Annotated in this window: 21 protein-coding genes; 13 read left to right on the plus strand and 8 right to left on the minus strand. The window is 71.8% G+C overall.

From position 1 onward, the window contains the following. The first annotated feature begins 89 nt into the window (after window positions 1-89). The 3 genes from pstC (at window position 90) to pstB (ending at window position 3,067) form a co-directional block, all read left to right on the plus strand. A complete protein-coding gene (gene pstC, locus ACZ7MX_RS08455; protein ID WP_472130485.1) occupies window positions 90-1,082 on the plus strand; it encodes a phosphate ABC transporter permease subunit PstC in 993 nt (330 codons plus the stop codon). A 73-nt stretch (window positions 1,083-1,155) separates the two neighbouring features. Then, entirely contained in the window at window positions 1,156-2,238 is a 1,083-nt protein-coding gene (gene pstA, locus ACZ7MX_RS08460) for a phosphate ABC transporter permease PstA (RefSeq protein WP_472130487.1), read from the plus strand. A gap of 52 nt (window positions 2,239-2,290) precedes the next feature. Beyond that, window positions 2,291-3,067 carry a phosphate ABC transporter ATP-binding protein PstB gene (gene pstB / locus ACZ7MX_RS08465; RefSeq protein WP_472130488.1) on the plus strand — a complete coding sequence of 259 codons (777 nt, stop codon included), beginning with the start codon at window positions 2,291-2,293 and terminating at the stop codon, window positions 3,065-3,067. 136 nt (window positions 3,068-3,203) lie between these two features. On the opposite strand, the gene ACZ7MX_RS08470 is transcribed toward pstB, so the two are convergent. Further along, the gene (locus ACZ7MX_RS08470; RefSeq protein ID WP_472130489.1) at window positions 3,204-4,202 is read right to left on the minus strand and encodes an inorganic phosphate transporter; all 999 of its coding nucleotides are present in this window, start codon (window positions 4,200-4,202) and stop codon (window positions 3,204-3,206) included. An 8-nt stretch (window positions 4,203-4,210) separates the two neighbouring features. After that, on the minus strand, window positions 4,211-4,831 hold the full coding sequence (locus ACZ7MX_RS08475; RefSeq protein ID WP_030809303.1) for a DUF47 domain-containing protein: 621 nt from the start codon (window positions 4,829-4,831) through the stop codon (window positions 4,211-4,213). A gap of 194 nt (window positions 4,832-5,025) precedes the next feature. Between ACZ7MX_RS08475 and ACZ7MX_RS08480 the strand changes: the two genes are divergently transcribed. Then, window positions 5,026-5,430, plus strand: coding sequence for a metal-sensitive transcriptional regulator (locus ACZ7MX_RS08480; protein WP_472130491.1), 405 nt, complete (start codon window positions 5,026-5,028; stop codon window positions 5,428-5,430). A gap of 7 nt (window positions 5,431-5,437) precedes the next feature. Here ACZ7MX_RS08480 and ACZ7MX_RS08485 read toward each other — a convergent pair whose 3' ends face one another. Both ACZ7MX_RS08485 and ACZ7MX_RS08490 read right to left on the minus strand, forming a co-directional pair. After that, window positions 5,438-5,671, minus strand: a complete 234-nt coding sequence (locus ACZ7MX_RS08485) for a hypothetical protein (RefSeq protein WP_472130493.1) — start codon at window positions 5,669-5,671, stop codon at window positions 5,438-5,440. Window positions 5,672-5,767: 96 nt separating this feature from the next. Next, window positions 5,768-6,634 carry an SCO4651 family lipoprotein gene (locus ACZ7MX_RS08490; protein ID WP_472130495.1) on the minus strand — a complete coding sequence of 289 codons (867 nt, stop codon included), beginning with the start codon at window positions 6,632-6,634 and terminating at the stop codon, window positions 5,768-5,770. A 173-nt stretch (window positions 6,635-6,807) separates the two neighbouring features. On the opposite strand from ACZ7MX_RS08490, the gene ACZ7MX_RS08495 reads away from it, so the two are divergent. Both ACZ7MX_RS08495 and ACZ7MX_RS08500 read left to right on the plus strand, forming a co-directional pair. Then, a complete protein-coding gene (locus tag ACZ7MX_RS08495) occupies window positions 6,808-6,987 on the plus strand; it encodes a hypothetical protein (RefSeq protein ID WP_472130497.1) in 180 nt (59 codons plus the stop codon). 151 nt (window positions 6,988-7,138) lie between these two features. Then, complete coding sequence (locus tag ACZ7MX_RS08500; RefSeq protein ID WP_472130499.1) at window positions 7,139-8,746, plus strand: FAD-binding oxidoreductase; 1,608 nt, start codon at window positions 7,139-7,141, stop codon at window positions 8,744-8,746. 105 nt (window positions 8,747-8,851) lie between these two features. Here the strand turns inward: ACZ7MX_RS08500 and ACZ7MX_RS08505 are convergent, their stop codons facing one another. Then, window positions 8,852-9,577 (minus strand): phosphatase PAP2 family protein, encoded by a 726-nt coding sequence (locus tag ACZ7MX_RS08505; RefSeq protein WP_472130501.1) that lies wholly within the window; start codon window positions 9,575-9,577, stop codon window positions 8,852-8,854. A gap of 204 nt (window positions 9,578-9,781) precedes the next feature. After that, the gene (locus ACZ7MX_RS08510; protein WP_472130503.1) at window positions 9,782-10,783 is read right to left on the minus strand and encodes a bifunctional lytic transglycosylase/C40 family peptidase; all 1,002 of its coding nucleotides are present in this window, start codon (window positions 10,781-10,783) and stop codon (window positions 9,782-9,784) included. 192 nt (window positions 10,784-10,975) lie between these two features. Here ACZ7MX_RS08510 and ACZ7MX_RS08515 point away from each other — a divergent pair, with 192 nt between their 5' ends. The 7 genes from ACZ7MX_RS08515 (at window position 10,976) to ACZ7MX_RS08545 (ending at window position 19,095) form a co-directional block, all read left to right on the plus strand. Next, window positions 10,976-11,098, plus strand: a complete 123-nt coding sequence (locus ACZ7MX_RS08515; RefSeq protein ID WP_472130505.1) for a hypothetical protein — start codon at window positions 10,976-10,978, stop codon at window positions 11,096-11,098. 280 nt (window positions 11,099-11,378) lie between these two features. Beyond that, the gene (locus ACZ7MX_RS08520; RefSeq protein WP_030415911.1) at window positions 11,379-11,687 is read left to right on the plus strand and encodes a hypothetical protein; all 309 of its coding nucleotides are present in this window, start codon (window positions 11,379-11,381) and stop codon (window positions 11,685-11,687) included. Window positions 11,688-12,237: 550 nt separating this feature from the next. Next, a complete protein-coding gene (locus ACZ7MX_RS08525; protein WP_472130507.1) occupies window positions 12,238-13,098 on the plus strand; it encodes a DUF8175 domain-containg protein in 861 nt (286 codons plus the stop codon). Beyond that, window positions 13,088-14,413: a hypothetical protein gene (locus tag ACZ7MX_RS08530; protein WP_472130509.1), complete on the plus strand. Its 1,326-nt coding sequence runs from the start codon at window positions 13,088-13,090 to the stop codon at window positions 14,411-14,413. The genes ACZ7MX_RS08525 and ACZ7MX_RS08530 overlap by 11 nt, the downstream gene beginning before the upstream one ends. Then, entirely contained in the window at window positions 14,410-15,975 is a 1,566-nt protein-coding gene (locus ACZ7MX_RS08535) for an SCO6880 family protein (RefSeq protein ID WP_472130511.1), read from the plus strand. The genes ACZ7MX_RS08530 and ACZ7MX_RS08535 overlap by 4 nt, the downstream gene beginning before the upstream one ends. Window positions 15,976-16,003: 28 nt before the next feature. After that, window positions 16,004-17,431: an ATP-binding protein gene (locus tag ACZ7MX_RS08540; protein ID WP_472130640.1), complete on the plus strand. Its 1,428-nt coding sequence runs from the start codon at window positions 16,004-16,006 to the stop codon at window positions 17,429-17,431. Continuing rightward, window positions 17,428-19,095 (plus strand): type VI secretion protein, encoded by a 1,668-nt coding sequence (locus ACZ7MX_RS08545; protein WP_472130513.1) that lies wholly within the window; start codon window positions 17,428-17,430, stop codon window positions 19,093-19,095. Before ACZ7MX_RS08540 ends, ACZ7MX_RS08545 begins: the two co-directional genes overlap by 4 nt. Here ACZ7MX_RS08545 and ACZ7MX_RS08550 read toward each other — a convergent pair. Then, the gene (locus ACZ7MX_RS08550; RefSeq protein WP_472130515.1) at window positions 18,985-19,896 is read right to left on the minus strand and encodes a thioesterase II family protein; all 912 of its coding nucleotides are present in this window, start codon (window positions 19,894-19,896) and stop codon (window positions 18,985-18,987) included. The genes ACZ7MX_RS08545 and ACZ7MX_RS08550 overlap by 111 nt on opposite strands. Continuing rightward, window positions 19,886-20,716 (minus strand): SDR family NAD(P)-dependent oxidoreductase, encoded by an 831-nt coding sequence (locus tag ACZ7MX_RS08555; RefSeq protein WP_472130517.1) that lies wholly within the window; start codon window positions 20,714-20,716, stop codon window positions 19,886-19,888. Before ACZ7MX_RS08555 ends, ACZ7MX_RS08550 begins: the two co-directional genes overlap by 11 nt. Window positions 20,717-20,720: the final 4 nt, after the last annotated feature.

The following is a 20,720-nucleotide window of genomic DNA, read 5'->3' on the forward strand; positions in this document are numbered from 1 at the left end:
CCTTTGACGAGGGCCCCTTCCGGGCCGCCGCCCGTCCGGTGCACCGCCGCACCTGGAGTCCCCCGCGGACTCCGCAGACCGGAGAATCCATGACTGCTTCGTCCATAGCCGACAACCCGCCACCACCCGAAGACGTGCGTTCCCCCGTCTCGGGCAAGGCCGTCCGCCCCGGCGACCGGATCTTCCTCGGGCTCTCCCGGGGCTCCGGCATCGCCCTGCTGGTGATCATGGCCGCCATCGCGGTCTTCCTCACCTACCGGTCCGTGCTCGCCATCTCCGGCGACAAGGCCGACTTCCTCACCACGTTCGACTGGAACGCCACCGGCACCGAGCCGAAGTTCGGCATCGCGGTGCTCGCCTTCGGCACGGTCGTCAGCTCGGTGATCGCCATGCTGATCGCGGTCCCGGTCGCCGTCGGCATCGCGCTGTTCATCTCGCACTACGCCCCGCGCAGGCTGGCCTCGCCGCTCGGCTACGTCATCGACCTGCTCGCCGCCGTGCCCAGCATCGTCTACGGCCTGTGGGGCGCGCTGTTCCTCGTCCCGCACCTGTCCGGCCTCTACAGCTGGCTGGACGACTACCTCGGCTGGACCGGGATCTTCAGCTACTCCCAGGGCGCCGCCCGCTCGCTGTTCACCGTCGGCATCCTGCTCGCGATCATGATCCTGCCGATCGTCACCAGCGTCAGCCGTGAGGTGTTCCTCCAGGTCCCGCGGATGCACGAGGAGGCCGCACTGGCCCTCGGCGCCACCCGCTGGGAAGTCATCCGGATGGCCGTGCTCCCCTTCGGCCGCTCCGGCGTCATCAGCGCCTCCATGCTCGGCCTCGGCCGCGCGCTCGGCGAGACCATGGCCGTCGCCACGGTCCTCTCGCCCAGCTTCCTGATCAGCGCCAGCCTGCTCGACCCGGGCGGCGGCACGTTCGCGCAGAACATCGCCAGCAAGTTCAGCGAGGCCGACCAGTTCGGCCAGGACGCCCTGATCGCCTCCGGTCTCGTCCTCTTCGTGATCACGCTGCTCGTCAACGGCGCGGCCCGCCTGATCATCGCCCGCCGCAAGGAGTACTCGGGAGCCGCCGCATGAGTGAGCGCAGCGAACGAATCATCGAGAGGTGCGTGTCTCGCGCATGCGATACCTCGCGAAGCGAGGTAACGGCATGAGCGTCATGACCGACCGCCGTACGGTCGCCAGTGGCGACACCCCGCTCCCGGTCTCCCTCAAGCAGGCCCGGCTGCCCCGCTGGACCCCGCCGGTGCTCGCGCTGGTCGCGGTCGGCGCGGGCTGCGGCATCGGGCTGGCCGCCGGACTGGACAGCACCATCCAGTGGGGCCTGATCGCCGCCCTGCTGTTCATCGCCGGCACCTTCGTGCTGTCCGCGGCCGTCGAGGGCACCCGGCAGGCCAAGGACCGGCTGGCCACCAGCCTGGTCTGGGTCGCCTTCCTGCTCGCCGTCGTCCCGCTGGCCTCCCTGCTGTGGGAGACCGTCGCCCGCGGCAGCAAGGTCCTGGACGGCTACTTCCTGTCGCACTCGATGGGCACCCTGCCGGACGCCATGCCCGGCGGCGGCATCTACCACGCGATCATCGGCACCCTGGAGCAGGTCGGCCTGGCCACCCTGATCGCCGCGCCGGTCGGTCTGCTCACCGCGATCTACCTCGTCGAGTACGGCCGCGGCCGGCTCGCCCGGGCCGTCACCTTCTTCGTCGACGTGATGACCGGCATCCCCTCGATCGTCGCCGGCCTGTTCATCCTGTCCGTGTGGATCCTGATCCTCGGCTTCGGCCCGTCCGGTTTCGCCGGCTCGATGGCGCTGGCCATCCTGATGATGCCGGTCGTGGTCCGCTCCACCGAGGAGATGCTCAAGCTCGTCCCCAACGAGCTGCGCGAGGCCTCGCTGGCCCTGGGCGTCCCCAAGTGGCGCACCATCCTCAAGGTCGTCCTGCCGACGTCGATCGGCGGCATCACCACCGGCGTGATGCTCGCCATCGCCCGCATCACCGGTGAGACCGCCCCGGTCCTGCTCCTGGTGTGGGGCGCGAAGACGATCAACAACAACCCCTTCGAAGACGCCCAGCAGTCGCTCCCGCTGTACGTGTTCCAGCAGTGGCAGCAGGGTTCCGAGGCCTCCTACGACCGCGCCTGGGCCGCGGCCCTGGTCCTCATCGCCTTCGTCATGATCCTCAACCTGGTGGCCCGCGGCATCGCCCGCTGGAAGGCCCCCCAGCACGCCGGTCGCTGACGCGGCCAAGACAGCGACCAGACGTACCCCCGCGAAAGAAGCAGTGATTTCCATGGCCAAGCGAATCGACGTCAGCGGCCTCTCCGCGTACTACGGCGGCCACAAGGCCATCGACGACATCTCGATGACGATCGAGCCGCGCACGGTGACCGCCTTCATCGGCCCGTCCGGCTGCGGCAAGTCGACGTTCCTGCGCACCCTGAACCGGATGCACGAGGTCACCCCCGGCGGCCGCGTCGAGGGCAAGGTGATGCTGGACGACGAGAACCTCTACGGCAGCGGGGTGGACCCGGTGGCGGTCCGCCGCACCGTCGGCATGGTCTTCCAGCGCCCCAACCCGTTCCCCACCATGTCGATCTTCGACAACGTCGCGGCCGGGCTGCGGCTGAACGGCTCGTACAAGAAGAGCGAGCTCAAGGACGTCGTCGAGAAGTCCCTCAAGGGCGCCAACCTCTGGAACGAGGTCAAGGACCGCCTCAACAAGCCCGGCTCGGGCCTCTCCGGCGGCCAGCAGCAGCGGCTGTGCATCGCCCGCGCGATCGCCGTCGAACCGCAGGTGCTGCTCATGGACGAGCCCTGCTCCGCCCTCGACCCGATCTCCACCCTCGCCATCGAGGACCTGATCGGTGAGCTGAAGGAGCGCTTCACGATCGTCATCGTGACGCACAACATGCAGCAGGCGGCGCGGGTCTCGGACCGCACGGCGTTCTTCAACCTCGCGGCGGTCGGCCAGCCCGGCAAGCTGATCGAGATCGACGAGACCGAGCGGATCTTCTCCAACCCGTCGGTGCAGGCCACGGAGGACTACATCTCCGGCCGCTTCGGCTAGGCCCGTCCGGCCGGCCGCCCCCGAGCGTCCTGCGGTGCTGCATGGCGGTGCCACCGCAAGGCGAAGGGCCCGCCCCTCCTTCCCGGGGGGCGGGCCCACTGCTGTGTGGTGGCCGGTGCGTTCACCGGCCGGTGCGTCAGCCGAAGACCAGCCGGATCAGCCAGTACGCGAGCGCCGCGACCAGCGCCGCCGCGGGCATCGTGATGAACCAGCCCATCACGATGTTCTTGGCCACGCCCCAGCGGACCGCGCGCGAGCCCTTGGTCGAGCCGACGCCCATGATCCCGGCGGTGATGACGTGGGTCGTGGAGATCGGCGCGTGGAACATGAACGACGCGGTGTACATGACCGACGCGGCGGTGGTCTCCGCGGCGAAGCCCTGCGGCGGGTCCAGCTCGATGATGCGGCGGCCCAGGGTGCGCATGATGCGCCAGCCGCCCGCGTACGTGCCGAGCGACAGGGTGATCGCACAGGCCAGCTTGACCCAGATCGGGATGGCCGCGTCCTTGTCCTCGACGTCGGCGATGACCAGGGCCATGACGACCACGCCCATGGTCTTCTGCGCGTCCTGCAGGCCGTGCCCGAGCGCCATGCCGGCGGCCGAGACGGTCTGCGCTATGCGGAAGCCCCGCTTGGCCTTGTGCGGGTTGGACCGCCGGAACAGCCACAGGATGACGACCATCACCAGATAGCCGAGCACCAGGCCGATCACCGGCGAGATGAACATCGGCAGGACGACCTTCTCGATCACCCCGGACCAGATGACCGTGGTCCCGCCGGCCAGCGCGGCGCCGACCATGCCGCCGAACAGCGCGTGCGAGGACGACGAGGGCAGGCCGAAGTACCAGGTGACGAGGTTCCAGGCCACCGCGCCGAGCAGCGCGGCGAACAGGATGCCCATGCCCTGGTCACCGTGCGGGGTGGCGATCAGCCCTTCGCTGACCGTCTTGGCGACGCCGCTGCCCAGGAAGGCACCGGCGAGGTTCATCACCGCGGCCATCGCCAGGGCGGCCCGCGGGGTCAGCGCCCGGGTCGAGACCGAGGTCGCGATCGCGTTCGCCGAGTCGTGGAAGCCGTTGGTGTAGGTGAAACCGAGCGCGACCGCAATGGTCACGACGAGCGCGAAGGTGTCCATGCCTGGGCTCAGGACTCCTTGACCGCGATGGTCTCGACCGTGTTGGCGACGTGCTCGAACGCGTCCGCCGCCTCTTCCAGGATGTCCACGATCTGCTTGAGCTTGAGGACCTCGATGGCGTCGTACTTGCCGTTGAAGAGGTGCGCGAGCAGCTTGCGGTGGATCTGGTCGGCCTGGTTCTCGAGGCGGTTGACCTCGATCCAGTACTCGGTGAGGTTCGACATCGTCCGCAGGTTCGGCATGGCCTCGGCGGTCAGCTCCGCCGCCCGCGCCAGCACCTCGATCTGCTGCTCGACGCCCTTGGGCAGCTCCTCGACCTTGTACAGGACGACCAGGTCGACGGCCTCCTCCATGAAGTCCATGATGTCGTCGAGCGACGAGGCGAGGTTGTAGATGTCCTCGCGGTCGAACGGCGTGATGAACGAGGAGTTCAGCTGGTGGAAGATCGCGTGGGTCGCGTCATCCCCCGCGTGCTCCGCCGCTCGCATCCGCTCGGAGATCTCGGTCCGCGCGGAGGCGTCCGCCCCGAGCAGTTCCATCAGGAGCTTCGAGCCCGTGACGATGTTGTCCGCGGAGGCGGCGAACATGTCGTAGAAGCTCGTCTCCCTGGGGGTCAGACGAAAACGCACGTGAAATCCTCGGGGTGCATCGGATTCGGTCGAGTTGATGCTAGGCGCATCATCCAGCCACTGCTAACCGGCATTCCTTCAGTGTCGCCCATCGGGCAGCATGCTCTGCACGGGGTACCGCGAGTGCCCGCAAAGTTCGGTACCATATACCCACCAGGGGTATATAGATCGCCTAAATACCACGGGAGACGGCCATGACGACCACGGACGCCGACACCACCGGCCGCACCGCAGCCGCCGCGGCCGGCCACCCCGCGCAGCCGGAATCCGACCCCCGGACCGTGACGGATACCGCAGAGACCGGCCCGGCGCACGGCGTCCACGGCTACGCACAGCAGAAGGACGCACACCTCAAGCGACTGCGCCGCATCGAGGGCCAGATCCGCGGACTCCAGCGGATGCTGGAGGAGGACGTCTACTGCATCGACATACTCACCCAGGTCTCGGCGAGCACGAAGGGCCTGCAGTCCTTCGGGCTCCAGCTCCTCGAGGAGCACCTGCGGCACTGCGTCGCCGACGCGGCGGTGAAGGGGCCCGAGGCCATCGACGCCAAGGTCCAGGAGGCCACCAAGGCCATCGAGCGGATGCTGCGGAGCTGACGGCGGGCTATCCACGGCCCGCGGCGCCGGACGGCCCGCCGCCGCCCCCGTCCCCGTCCGCCTCCACGTCCAGCACCTCGTCGATCCGGTCCGGACTGAGCCGGTCCTCGCTCGCGGTCGCCGCCGCGATCATCAACTCACCGGTCAGGTCGATCTCCACGAGGGCCACGTGGTCCCAGGCCGTCGGTTGGCGGTGGCCGGCCACGGACAACACCTCCTCCTCCGGGCGCCTCGCCCGCATGCGGTGGTACCGCCAGCGTAGGGACGGGCCCGCACCGCGCGCATGGCACGGAAGGACCATTTCCGCTCCCGGCCGCCGGACGGAAGGGTGGGGCTCCTACGGGGCGGCGGACGCGATTTTTCCCGCGTAGATGTCGCGGCGGTCCGGCAGGCGGACCACCGCAGGCGTCCCGAATCCGGACAGTTCGGTGGTCGACGTCACCGACGCCCCCTCGGGCGCGCCATTGGCGAAATGGAAGCGTTCGCGCACCTTGCGCAGTCTGCCCGCGTCGTCCAGATACGCGTCGAACGGCACCGCGCCGGTGGTGAAGCCTTTCTCCGCGGCGACCAGCGCCGGCTTCGTCCGTGCCGAGGCGGCCCGGGCGGCCACGGCGATGTCCGTGGTCCCGGTGTAGTGCCGCACCGGCACACCGCCCAGCCGTTCCTCGCCCTGGTACGTCACCTGCCGTGCGCCGCGCAGCAGTTCCGCCGCGGCGAGCGGATCGGTGGCGCCGCCGGTGACGAGGTTGCCGTCGGACAGCGAGGCGGTCTCCACCCGCACCCACTTGTCGGCGGGCACCCCGGCCCCCCGGTTCTTCATGTACAGCGCGCCGGGCGCGAGGATCTCGGTGATCGGCTGGCGGCCCTCGCCGGGCCGGTCCGCCGGGTCCGGGAGGACGACGACGAGCCGTCCGGTGCCGGTGGTGAAGTCGTAGCCGCCGGTGCCCCGGATGGCGACGCGGGTGCCGCCGCTGTCCGTCTCCAGGGCCGTACGGACCCGGGCCGAGCGGGCCCGGAGCAGGGCGTCGGCGCTGCCGCGGACCCGGGTGGCGACCGCGGCGGCGGACCCGCCGGGCGGCTCGTGGTCGTCGGCCGCGGCGCCTTCGGAGGAACAGCCCGCCGTCAGCAGCCCGACCGCCAGACCCGTCCCGCACGCCAGGGCCACGGCGGCCGTCCGGCCGCCCCGCCTGTCCTGCACCACCATCGCGTACGAGCCCCCTCGGCCGCTGTCTTCGGGACCGGCCTGGCCGGCCGGTCCGCTCGGGAGGGTCCGACGTCCCGCCCGTGTGCGCCTGACGTTCCGTCGACCGATCCGTTCAACGACCGTTGAGGGGGCTCGTCACGCTGGCGACATCCAAGGCGCGTAGCGTGACGCGGGTGCCCGACCGAGCGCTGCATACGACCTCCACCACCGAACGCGGTTCCTTCTGCACGGCCCGCTGCGAGTGCGGCTGGCGCGGGCCGGCCCGGCGCGCCCGCTCGCAGGCGCGGACGGACGCGGAGCGGCACCTGTCGGAGGCCGGCGACGGGCCCCGCCCCGGACACCCCGTGGAATGAGGGAATCCGTTCCTGGAACCCCCAACGCCCGCTGCGCATCTGCCTAGTGAGGGCAGCAGCAGCAACAGCGGTCCCGTGACAGCCCCGCAGGACCAGCCGGGCCACCGGCGGACGGGGCGGGACCGTTCGACATCGAGGGGGATCCATCCCAGTGAAGCGGCGCACACTCCTGCAGACCGGCGGCGGACTCGCGGCGACCTCGGTCGTCTGGGCCACCGGTTGCGACGACAAGAGCGGCGGGACGGGCGCGGCCTCCTCCTCCGCCACGGCCGGCTCCGACGCCGTGCAGACCAACGCGGCCTCCGTACCGGCGCGGATCGCCGCCGGCCGGGCCACACCGGCCTCCTGGACGGCGCTCGGCAAGAGCCTGGACGGCAAGCTCGTCCGCGCCTCGGACGCCGCCTACGCGGCCGCCCGGCGGCTCTACAACACCCGCTACGACGACCTGAAGCCGTCGGCGATCGCGTACGTCAAGCACCCGGCCGACGTCGCCGAATGCCTGGCCTTCGCCCGGCGGTACGGCACCCAGGTGGCGATCCGCAGCGGCGGCCACTCCTACGCGGGCTGGTCCAGCGGCAACGGCAAGCTCATCATCGACGTCTCCGCGCTGGCGAAGGTGGGCGCGCCGTCCGGCGGCGTGACCCGCATCGGCGCCGGCGCCAAGCTCATCGACGTCTACCAGGGCCTCGGGGCGCACGGCGTGACGATACCCGGGGGCTCCTGCCCCACCGTCGGGATATCCGGGCTCACGCTCGGCGGCGGCCACGGCGTGGTCTCCCGGGCGTACGGGCTGACCTGCGACAGCCTGGTCGGCGCGACCGTCGTGACGGCGGACGGGAAGACCGTCGACTGCGACGCCAAGCAGCACGCCGACCTGTTCTGGGCGCTGCGCGGCGCCGGCAACGGCAACTTCGGCGTGGTCACCGAGCTGCGCTTCCGTACGCATCCGGCGCCGCGCGCGGTGATGGCGTACATCACCTGGCCGTGGGCCAAGGCGGCGAAGGTGGTCGCGTCCTGGCAGAAGTGGGGGCCAGTGCAGGCGGACGAGATATGGTCCGCCTGCCATCTCGACGCCCGCCCGGGCGGCACCCCGGCCGTGTCGGTGGCGGCGTTCTCCCTGGGCACGTACGGCGACCTGAAGAACGCCGTGGACCGGCTCGCCGACCAGGCGGGCGGCCCCGGCCCGGCGTCCACCGTGCACCTGACCCCGATCGGCTATCTGGACGCCATGGAGAGCTACGCGGGCTGCTCGTCGAAGACGTCCGCGCAGTGCCACATGCCGGGTTCGCTGCCCGGGCACACCGGCAGCGGCCAGCTGGGCCGCGAGACCTACGCCGCCCGCTCGCACTTCTTCGACCGTTCGCTGTCGGCGACCGGCATCCGGACCCTGATGGACCAGATCGAGCGCGGCGGCCGCAAGGGCGTCGCCGGGAACGTGGCGCTGACCGCGCTGGGCGGGGCGGTCAACCGCGTGGGCCGCACCGACACCGCGTTCGTGCACCGCGGATCGCGGTTCCTGGCCCAGTACTTGACGTCCTGGCCGGCGAGCGGCTCGCCCGGCACCCGCACAGCGTGGCTGGATTCCTTCCATGCCGCGATGCACCGGTACTCCTCGGGCGCCGCGTACCAGAACTACACCGACCCGAACCTGACCGACTGGAAGACCGCCTACTACGGGGCGGCCGCCGGACGGCTCGCCCAGGTCAAGAAGACCTACGATCCGCAGCGGCTGTTCAGCACCTTCCCGCAGGCGCTCTGAGCCCGCCGGCGGACATGAGGACGGCCCGGACCCCGTGCGGGGCCGGGCCGTCCTCATCCGCCAGGTCTTCGTTCCCCGAGGGGAGCCGGGCCGGTGGGCCGCCCGTCAGGCCGCCAGGTCCTTGTCCCGCTCCTTGGGGCCGCGCGGCAGCGCCGGTCCGGTGGCGACCACCCGGCTGCCCTCGCCGTCCTGGCCCGGACGGCCGTCCACCGGCACGCCGGGCGCGCGGACCAGCCGGTACACCTTCGAGCGGCCGACGGCGGTGGTCAGCGGCACCAGCAGCGCCTGGGCGAGCGGCGCGAGCAGCAGGGCGACGGCGGTGCCCAGCGCGAAGCCGCCGATCACGTCGGTCGGGTAGTGGACGCCCATGTAGACGCGGCAGAAGCCCTCCGCGAGCGCCAGGGCGATGCCGATCAGGCCGTAGGTGCGGTGCGCGATGAACAGTCCGACGCCGACCGCCATGGTCAGCGTGGCGTGGTCGCTGACGAACGAGAAGTCGCTCTTGCCGGGGATCAGCACCGCCAGTCCGGCGTGGTCCTTGAACGGCCGGGGCCGCTCGACGAATTCGCGGATCGGGATGTTGGCCAGCAGGGCGATGCCGGCCGCCAGCGGGGCCCACACCAGGCCGGCGACGGCACCGGCGGCGCCCGGCCGGCGGCGCGCGGACCACCAGGCGATGAGGCACAGCACCGCGAGGGCGGCGATGATGCCGTACTCGCCGATGTACTCCATGGCCTTGTTGACCCAGTGGGGCGCGTCCTTCGCGAGGCCGTTGATGCCGTCGAGCACGTCGACGTCGGGGTTCGGCCCCTCGAATGCGAGTCCAGCCATCTACCGCGGCCCCTTATCTTTCGCGCGCGCGTGCGCCGTCCGTGTGCTGCCAACCCCCGTGGTCGTCGAGCGTGTGCTGCTGCGAGCTGCTACGTCCCCACGTCCAGGAAACGTGATGACCGCCCCGGTCGTTCCACTCTCCACCGGATGATCACCAGGACGTTATCGAAGCTTGACTCATTACTGCAGTTCAGGGCCCTATGTTCACGCAGCGTTCGCAGCGGGGAGCGCTTTTGCGCCATCCGAGGTGACGCGGGTCGCCCCGATGTAGTCCGGTGTGTCGATCTTGTCGAACCGGATCACCGCCCCGGTGTACGGCGCGTTGATCATGTACCCGCCACCGACGTAGAGCCCCACGTGGTGGATCGAGCGCGGGTCGTTCAGGTCGTACGCGAAGAACACCAGGTCCCCCGGGAGCAGCTCGCTGCGCTTGGGGTGGGGCCCGGCGTTCCACTGGTCGTTCGCCACCCGGGGCAGCTCGATGCCCACCGAGTGGTACGCCGCCTGGGTGAGCCCGGAGCAGTCGAACCGCCCGCCCTGCGCGGCCGTACCGGTGCCGCCCCACAGATACGGCGTGCCGAGCTTGTCCTGGGCGTAGTAGATGGCCCCGGCCGCCTGCCGCGACGGCGCCACCGGCCCGCGCGGCGCCTCGAAGCTCTTGGCCAGGGTCGTGATCGTCTTCACGTAGTTCTGGGTCTCGCGGTACGGCGGGACGCCGTTGTACTGGATGACGCGGTACGCGCCGGCGTTGTAGGCGGCCAGCATGTTGTGCGTGGCGTCGCCCGGCGCCTTCTTCACGTAACTGGCCAGCTCGCAGTCGTACGAGGCGGCCGACGGGATCGCGTCCTCCGGGTCCCAGACGTCCTTCTTCCCGTCACCGTTCCCGTCGATCCCGTGCGTCTGCCAGGTGCCCGGGATGAACTGCGCCATGCCCTGCGCGGCCGCCGGGCTCTGCGCCTTCGGGTTCCACCCGCTCTCCTGGTAGAGCTGCGCCGCCAGCAGCGCGGGACTTATGGCCGGGCAGAGCGTGCCCCACTTCTGCACCAGGTCCTGGTACGCGGCCGGCACCGCGCCCTTGGCCAGCCCGAGCGCCCGCCCGCCGACCCCGGCCAGCCCGGCCGCCGCCACGTACGTACCGATCACGAGCAGCCCGAGCAGGAGCACCAGCCCCGACCCGAGCCCACCGGCCACCCAGAATTTCCGCACCCTCCAACCCTCCCCCATCCAGGCCCGGTTCACTGCCTTTTTCCGGCCGTGCGCTGCGCGTCGCGCGTCACACCGGCGGCGCAGGGGGCGCGCCGCCCGGGACGCGATCCCGCTCACATCCGCCCCTCGCGGCGCCCGGCGCACCGCCGGATGAGCGACACTGCACAGGACACCCGAACCAGGACGAGAGCCATGGACCCGAACAATCAGCGGCAGATGAACCGTCACCTGTGGTGGCGGGTGGCGTACTTCCTGTTCGCCATCCACCTGGTGGCCCTCGTCATGATCTTCGCCATGACGCACGCGACGACGTAGCCGTCCGCGGCACCTCCCCGCCGCACCGATGATCATTGCTCGCGGTTATCACCCGTGATACACACAGTGAGAACCGTCGGCTCAATGGGTGGCCCGCACCCGCGCGTACACGCCACCCCCATGGGATCCGTCGAAGAAAGGCGTCAAGTCGACTTCTGACGGCGTCTTTGTCAGCGAAGATAGAGGGCGAAGAGAGCGGCCGACCTGCGCCGGCCGGCGCAGTGGCACCATCAACAACCCATAAGGGGCGGTGAGTTCACACATGGCGCAGATGTCACACATGGTCCTTGCAGCCGAAAAGGGCGACATCACCACCATCATCGGCGGAATCGCCCCGGACTGGGGCCCGTTCGGAAGCCTGGGCAACGAGGCCCGCGTGATGGTCGAAGTGGTCATGGCGGTGGCGATCCTGCTGTGCCTCGGCATCGCGATCTGGGGCGCCGCCAAACAGCGCATCGGCGCCACCGCGCTGCGCGACACCTTCAGCGCCGAACAGGGCAAGGGCCTGATCGTGGCCGGCCTGACCGGCGTCTTCATCATCGGCTCCCTGGGGACGCTGTTCACCATCGTGTACGGGATGGCGGTGTAGGGCGCCGGGGGCGAGGCCCCGGGGGGCAGGGCGGGGTCCAGGGCTGGAGCGGTGCGGACCGCCACGCCTGGGCGCAGCCGGGCAGGCGTCCGTTCCCGCCGCCGCCCCCTGCGCCCCCGCCCGTCCTCTCTCCGCCGTCCCGTGCCCCCGCCCGCTTCCACCCGGCCGTACCTCCCCTGCGAAGGCCACCTGTGAAGTCCCCATGCTGACGCCCACTCACCCCGGCCCGCCGGGCCCGCCGCGCGCCCTTCGCACCCCCGCCACCAGCGGGCCGATTGGGCTGCCCGCCGGACGGGGACAGGTGGATCCGGGGGAACCAAGGCCCGAAAAGGCGCAAGAGGGCGACGGCCGACGCGGAGCGAGGCGATGAGCACAAATAACCCACAGTCCCCCATTCGCCTCCGCGGCACCGCATCTGAGGAATCGTCACCGTGAGATGTACTCGTATCCCCGCGCCCGAGCTGCCGCCCGCGCGGCTACGGTCATATGAGGGCGGCACAACGACGGCACGGACGGCGACCGCGGTCGAGGCAGAGGGGGCACAGGGGCGATGAGTCTCAGCGACGACGGAGGCTACGGCGGCGACGGCCACCGCGGCCCCGAGACGGGCCAGACCCGCACCAGACTTCCCGACAGCGGCGCCGACCCCTACGGCCCGGGGCGCCGGCCCCGCACCGGGCTGTCCAGCCGCAACCTCATCACGGTCGTCGGCGTGATCGTCCTGCTCCTCGCGGCCATCGCCTTCGCCAACCGCGGCGGCAGCGGCAGCACCGGCTCCGACACCTCCGCCGACTCCCCCAAGAACGCCCCCGGCCCCGCCCGCCCCACCACCCCCACCGGCACCAAGCCCGTCACCACGAAGAACGGCGGCATCGCCGCGGGCTTCCCGAAGACGGAACAGGGGGCGCAGTCGGCGGCAGCGAATTATGTGGTGGCGCTGTCCGGCAACGGGATGTACGCGTCGGACCGGCGCGATGCGATCGTCGATGCCGTCTACACCCCCGCTGCTGCCAAGGCGCGCAAGGACAGCCTGCGCAAGGTCTACACGGACCCGAAGTTCCTCGGCCGCATCGGGCTCAAGGCGAACGGCACCGCGCCGGACGGGACGACCTTCGTCTCCCGGGCGAACCCGGTCGGTACGAAGACGGAGAAGTTCAAGGACGGCACCGCCGAGGTCGCGGTCTGGTATTCCCTCCTGTTCGGCATCGCCGGGCAGGGGTCCCAGAATCCGGTCGCGGAGAGCTGGTACACGTCCACGATGCAGCTCCAGTGGGTGAACGGCGACTGGAAGGTCGCCGGTTTCACGCAGAAGGACGGGCCGGCTCCGGTCGGTGGCGACCAGACCGCCTCGACGGCCAAGGACATGTCCAAGGCGGTCCAAGGGTTCGGAGGGCTCACCTATGCGAGGTAACAACCGACGCCGGGCTCTCGCGGTCACCTCGGCGCTGACCGGCCTTCAGGTCACTCTGGTGCTCCTCTCCGCCCGGGCGTTCGCGGCGCCTTCGCCCAAACCCAGCGAAGGCGCCTGCAATCTGCTCACGGACAAGGCCAAGGAGCTCTGCGAGCAGCGCTCGGGCGGCAGCAGAACACCGGACCCGGGGGGCGGTGGTCTCACCGATTCCAACCCCCTCGACCCCCTCGAATCCCTGGCCAAAGGCTGTGCCAAAGCCGCCGCCTGGATCGTGAACAAGCTGTCCGACGCCGTGACCGCCACCTCGCAGGTGGACTTCACGAACGCGGCGTTCCTGCGGCAGTACGCCGTGGTGTTCGCCGCGTCCACCGTGCTCACGCTCGTGCTGTGGCTGCTCGCCGTGGCCAAGCGGGCGGTGCGGGGGGTGCGGCTGACGGAGGCGATCAGCGAGGCGGTCGGGTTCCTGTGGCTGACGGTGCTGGCGTCGGCGTTCACGCCGCTGATCCTGTACACCGTCGTGTCGGCGACGGACGGGGTCACCGCGATCATCGCGAAGGGGACGGGCGCGCAGACCGACACCTTCTTCGGGTCGTTCTCGCAGGCGCTCACCAAGGGCACCGATATCGGCGGCGGGCCGATCATGCTGATCGTGGTCAGCCTGGTCTCCGTGCTGGCCGCCGGTGTGCTGTGGCTGGAGCTGGTGATCCGGGCCGCGCTGCTGTACGTCGGGGCGCTGCTCGGGACGGTGGTGTACGCCGGGCTGGTCGACAAGAACATGTGGGGCCACGTGCGCCGCTGGGCGGGCATCATGATCGCGGTGATCATGGTGAAGCCGGTGATCGTGATCGTGCTGGGCATCGCCGGGGCGCTCTCCGGCGACAAGGGCCCGAACGCCATCTCCGCGGTGGTCTCCGGCCTCGCCATCATCCTGCTGGCGATCTTCGCGAGCGCGGTGATCTACCGGTTCGTCCCGGGGTTCGGCGACGAGATCGCCGCCTCGCGGAACAACCGGATGAGCCGGGGCGCGGAGAACGCCGCCGCCGCGGTGCTCAGCTCCCCCGCCGCGCTGGTCTCGCAGGGCATCAAGACGCACAGCACCCGCCGCTCCGGCGGGGACGGCGGCGGCCAGCAGGGCGCGCAGGGCGGCCAGTCCCGGCCGGCCGACGCGGTCTCCGGCGGCGTCGCCGCGCACAGCTCCCGCACCGGCGGCGGCCGCGGCCCGTCCCCCGCCGCCCCCGCTCCCCGTACGAATCCCGGCCCCGGCCCGAGCAGCAGCGCCCGCACCGGCAAGAATGCAGGAGGTGACGGGCGTTGAGCACCCAGTCCCACCCGGTCACACCCCGCCGTACGTATCTGATCGGCCGCGCCCGGCCGAACGCGATCGTCGGCAAGAACCGCGAGACCGGCGAGATCGCGTTGATCATCGCGGGCGCGTTCCTCGGCATGATGTGCGGGCTGCTGGTCCCGATGCTGCCGTTGCGGATCGTCAGCCTCACCGGCTTTCCGATGCTGGGCCTGGCCGCCGTCTACGTCCCGTACAAGGGCCGCACGTTCTACCGGTGGTTCGAGATCCGGCGCAGTTTCCGGCGCACGGTCCGCAAGGGCGGCGCGGTCTACCGCTCCGGCGCGGCGGAGGCCGGCACCCGGCTGGACGGCCGCGAGGTGGAGATCGGCCCGCCGCCCGGCATCGGCCGGATCAACTGGCTCAGCGCGCCGTTCGGCCCGGACGAGATCGCGGTGCTGCTGCACGCCGACCGGCGGACGGTGACCGCCGCGATCGAGATCGAGGGCCCGGGCGTCGGGCTGCGGGACAGCGAGGACCAGGAGGCGCTGGTCGACCGGTTCGGGACGCTGCTCAAGCACGTGGCCAACGGCGACGGCTTCGTGACGCGGCTGCAGATGCTGGCGCGCACCCTCCCGGCCGACCCGGACGCGCACGCCAAGGACGTCGCCCAGCGCGGCGACCGCACCTCCCCGCAGTGGCTGCGGGACTCCTACGACCAGCTCCAGTCGATGGTGTCGACGAGCAGTGAACAGCACCGCGCCTACCTCGTCGCCTGTATGCACTACACCCGCGAGCTGGCCTCCGAGGCGCACACCATGGCGCGGGCCGCCCGGATGCACCAGGGCGGGCTGCTGCGCAAGAAGCTCGACCGGGACGCCGGGCTCGCGGTGGTGATGGCCCGTGAGCTGACCGACATCTGCGCCCGGCTCGCCGAGGCCGACATCCGGGTCCGCCAGCCGCTCGGCCAGGCCCGGCTGGCGTCCCTGGTGCACTCGATGTACGACCCGGACCACCCCATCGACCACATCCAGGCGATGAGCAAGCGCAACGCCTGGCCGGCCGAGCTCGACGCCATGGAGCCGACGTACCTCCAGGCGAAGACCCGGGAGTCGTCGACCCGGGCGCCCTGGTGCCACGCCACCGCCTGGATCAAGGAGTGGCCGCTGACCCCGGTGGGCGTCAACTTCCTCGCGCCGCTGCTGGTCCACACCCCGGACGTGATCCGTACCGTCGCGGTCTGCATGGACCTGGAGCCCACCGAGGTCGCCATCGAGCGGATGCTGACGGAGAAGACCAACGACGACGCGGAGGCGAGCCGCGCGGCGAAGATGAACCGGGTGGTCGACCCGCGGGACGTCGCCCACCACGGCCGCGTCGACCAGCGCGGCGAGGACCTGGCGTCCGGCGCGGCCGGCGTCAACCTCGTCGGCTACCTCACCGTCTCGTCCCGGTCACCGGAGGCACTGGCCCGGGACAAGCGGACCATCCGGGCCTCGGCCGGCAAGTCCTACCTCAAGCTGGAGTGGTGCGACCGGGAGCACCACCGGGCGTTCGTCAACACCCTGCCGTTCGCGACCGGGATCCGCCGCTAAGCCGCTGGGAGGCGCGTACGTCATGGCCATGCTCGATCCGCTCGGAGCGCTCACCGAGGCGTTCACCAGCTTCCTGTTCGGGAAGGTGGAGACGACACGGCTGCCGGTACGCACCTCCACCGGCCAGGCCCAGGCGGTCTACCTGCCCACCGCCGCGCCCGGCCTCGGCGACTCCGGCGTGATCATCGGCCGTGAGGTCTACAGCGGCAAGGGCTACATCTACGACCCGTTCCAGCTGTACGGCCAGCAGCTGCCGGCCCCGCACTGGCTCGTGCTCGGCGAGTCCGGCAACGGCAAGTCCGCGCTGGAGAAGACGTACGTACTGCGGCAGCTGCGGTTCCGGGACCGGCAGGTCGTGGTGCTCGACGCGCAGGGCGAGGACGGCGTCGGCGAGTGGAACCTGATCGCCCAGGAGCTGGGGATAACTCCCATCCGGCTGGACCCGACCGCCGCGCTCAACGGCGGCATCCGGCTCAATCCGCTCGATCCGTCGATCACCACGACCGGCCAGCTGGCCCTGCTGCGGACGATCATCGAGGTGGCGATGGGCCATGGCCTCGACGAGCGGGCCGGTTTCGCCCTCAAGGTCGCCCATGCCTACGTCAATGAGACGATCACCGACCGGCAGCCGGTGCTGACGGACATCGTCGAGCAGCTGCGGCACCCGGAGGCCGAGTCGGCCGAGGCGATGAACGTCGACATAGACGACGTACGGGCCTGGGGCCTGGACGTGGCGCTGGTGCTGGACCGGCTGGTCGACGGTGACCTGCGCGGCATGTTCGACGGGCCGACGTCGGCGGGCATCGACCTGGACGCCCCGCTGATCGTCTTCGACCTCTCGCACATCGACCGGAACTCCATCGCGATGCCGATCCTGATGGCGATCGTCGGCGTCTGGCTGGAACACACCTGGATCCGCCCCGACCGGAAGAAACGCATCTTCCTGGTCGAGGAGGCCTGGCACATCATCAACTCCCCGTTCGTGGCCCAGCTCTTCCAGCGGCTGCTGAAGTTCGGCCGCCGGCTGGGCCTGTCGTTCGTGGCGGTCGTCCACCACCTGTCGGACGTGGTGGACGGCGCGGCGGCGCGGGAGGCCGCGGCGATCCTGAAGATGGCCTCGACCCGGACCATCTATGCGCAGAAGGCCGACGAGGCGCGGGCCACCGGGCGGGTGCTGGGCCTGCCGCGCTGGGCCGTGGAGATCATCCCGACCCTGACGCCCGGTATCGCGGTCTGGGACGTCAACGGCAACGTCCAGGTCGTCAAGCACCTCATCACGGAGGCCGAACGCCCGCTGGTCTACACCGACCGGGCGATGACCGAGTCGTCCCCGCTGCCGGCGGACGACACCCGGGCCGCCCTCGACGCGGCGGCGGACGCGGAGGCCGAGGAGCGCGCCCGGGCGATGGCGAGGGAGCGCCGGTGGAGAGACGAGTCGAGCGAGACGGTGGCGTGACGCGCGGATACGACGACGACGGACCCTACGACGGACGGCACGGCGAACGGTACGACGGACGCCACGGCGAACGGCACGGCGAACGGTACGGCGGCGGGCGGGGGCGGGGCATCCCGGACTCCCTGCTGGTCGGGCTGCTCGCCTTCCTGCTGGGCCTGACCCTGCTCGTGTGGACGGCGACCGGGCTGGCCGGGCTGTTCGCGCACGGCGCCTGGCCGAGGGGAGTGGACTACTCCGGCACCCCGCTGGCCCTGCGCCATCTGGTGTCCGCGCCGCACGACATGGCCGCCGCCTGGCCGGGCACCCCCAAGGGCCAGCTCTCCGGGTACGGCCTGTTCTGGGGCATCTTGATCGGCGAGCTGATGGTCCTGCTCGTCCTGACGATCTTCACGATGGGGACGGTCACCCGCTACCGCTCCGTACGGGCCGTCCGCCGGGCGAAGGCCCGGGCGGCGGCAAGGGCGGCGCGGGCGGGGCTCGTCGAGGACGCACCGGCCCCTCCGGTCGCGGCGGCCGCCCCGGCCGCCCCCGTCGCCCAGCCCGTACCGGCCGCCCCGGAAGCCCCGGCCGTACCGACCGCGGCCGCCCAGGAGGCACCGGCCGCTCCGGAACCGCCGGCCGTTCCCGTCACACCGGCCGATGCGGCGGCCCCCGCCCCGCCCGGCCCGGTCCCCGAGCAGCGCACCGCGTCCCCGGGCGCGCCCGGTGCGGTCGCCGCGCCCGGTGAACCGGCGCTGCCCCGCGTCGAGTTCACCGCCGACCGGGCCGCCGCGCGGAGTGCCGCCGGTGCCGTCGCGGCCGCCGCGCCCGGCGCCCTGGTCGTGGCCACCACGGACCCCGCCCTGTGGGCCGGGACCAAGGACGCCCGCGCCAAGCTCGGCCCGCTGCTGACCTACGACCCCACGCACCGCCTCGACACCCCGGCCCGGATGCGCTGGTCGCCCACCGCCGGCTGCGAGGACCTCGCCACCGCGACCGCCCGCGCCGCCGCCCTGCTGGCCCCCGTACGCCCCGCCGGCTCCCTGGACTCGGCGCTCGCGGACGCCGCGCAGACGCTGCTGCGCTGCTGGCTGCACGCCGCGGCGGTGGACGGCCGGCCGTTCCGGCAGCTGCACCGCTGGGCGCACGCCGCGGGCGGCGCGCAGGAGCCGGTCCGGATCCTGCGCACCAGCGCCCAGGCGTCCGCCGGGCAGGCCGGTGAGCTGGAGTCGGTGCTCACCGCGCACGCCGAACGCCGGGAGGTCGCCAAGGAGTTGGTCGGGCGGGCGCTGGGTGCGCTGTCGTCGATCCACATCCGCGACGCCTGCAATCCGCTGCGCGCCGATTCGCTGCTTCTCGAATCATTCATCGACGAAGGGGGAACGCTCTACGTGGTAGGCGAGCCCGTCGAGGATCCGCGTACCGACCCGGGTGCGATGCCGCTGCTCACCGCACTCCTCTCGTACGTGGTCGAGCACGGCCGCCGCATGGCCGAACGGTCATCCGCCGGTCGGCTCGACCCACCACTCACCCTCGTCCTGGACGACATCGCGGCCCTCGCGCCGCTGCCCGCGCTACCGGACCTGCTGGAGGCGGGCCGGACCCGCGGCCTGTTGACACTCGCGACCCTGCGCTCCCCGGAGCAGGCCCGGGCCCGCTGGCCGCACCGCTCCCTGCCGGTCTGAAGCCGGCCGGTCCGCCGCCTGCGGGTCCGGCGCCCCGACGACGGCCCGCGCCAGATCGGGCCAGTGCCGGGTGAGGTAGAAGTGGTCGCCGCCCGGGAAGATCCGCATCCGGAAATCCCCGGCGGTGTGCGCCCGCCAGGCCGCCGCGTCGTCGACCGTCACCAGCGGGTCGGCGTCCCCGACCAGGGCGGTGACGGGGGTGGCCAGCGGCGGGCCGGGGCGGTGCCGGTAGGTCTCGACGGCCTTGTAGTCGCTGCGGACCACGGGCAGCGCCATGGCCAGCAGCTCCCGGTCGTCCAGCACCCGGGGGTCGGTGCCCCGGGTGCGCCGGATCTCCTCGATCAGCCCGTCGTCGTCGCGCAGGTGGACGGTGCCGCCGCGGACCTGGGAGGGCGCCCAGGCGCCGGAGACGACGAGCCGCACCGGCCGGCCGGCGCCCGCCCCCTCCAGCAACCGGGTCACCTCGTAGGCGATCAGCGCGCCCATGCTGTGCCCGAGCAGGACCAGGGGCTGCCGTCCGGTGAGCGGCAGCAGCCCCCGGCAGGCCCGGGCCGCCAGTTCGCGCAGGTCCTCCAGGCGCTCCTCGCGGAGGCGGTCGTGGCGGCCCGGGTAGCGCACCGCCAGCACCTCGTACGGGCCGGCCGCGGCCTCGGCGGTGGCGGCCGCCACCGCTTTGGCGAGCGGCCGGAACGCGGCCGCGCCACCGCCGGCGTGCGGGAAGCACACCACCCGGGCGGCCGGCGGTGCCCCGTCCGCGGCGGGCGCCGGGCCCAGCCGGCGCAGCCACCGGCTACATTCCACGGGTGTAGCCCCCGTCGACGGTCAGGCTCTGCGCGGTGATCGCCGACGCCCGGCCGGACACCAGGAAGCCGATCAGCTCCGCGGCCTCCCGCGCCTCGACGAGCCGGCGCAGCGGGATGCTTTTGCGGGCCTGGCGCAGCATCCGGGCCGGGTCGGCGCCGATCTCCTCGGCCTGCGCGGTGAGTTCGCGACGCAGCATGGGCGTGTCGATCCAGCCCGGCAGGACCGCGTTGACCGTGATGCCGCGGGCCGCGAGGTCCAGGGCGAGGCCCTTGGTGTAGCCGATCAGGCCGTGCTTGGAGGCGCAGTAGGCGGTGTTCCGCATCTTGCCGGCCTTGCCGAGGATCGACGAGACGTTGACGATCCGCCCGTGGTCGACGAGGTACTCCAGGCAGGCCGCGGTGACCGCGAAGGTGCCGTGCAGGTTGATGTCCAGCACCCGCAGCCAGGTGGTCTCGTCGTCGGGCCCGTTCTCGTCGGCCACGCCGGCGTTGTTGACGAGGATGTCGAGGGTGCCGGCGGCCCGGAGTTCGGCGCGGAGCCGGGTGCGGACCAGTTCCCGGTCGCGCAGGTCCGCGGCGACGGCCACGGCGGTGGCGCCGAGGTCGGCGGCCTCCTTGACGACCGTCTCCAGCTGCCCGGCGTCCCGGTCGAGGAGGATCAGCCGGGCGGCGCCGGCCTCGGCCAGCAGCAGGGCCGTCTCCCGGCCGATGCCCTGGGCCGCGCCGGTCACCACCGCGGTCTTCCCGGCCAGTTCGCCGGGCACCGGGCCGCCGCCCGGCAGGCCGGCGATCCCGGCCGTTGTCATGTCATCGGTCATGATC

Source organism: Streptomyces sp. NPDC107765, assembly GCF_055657085.1.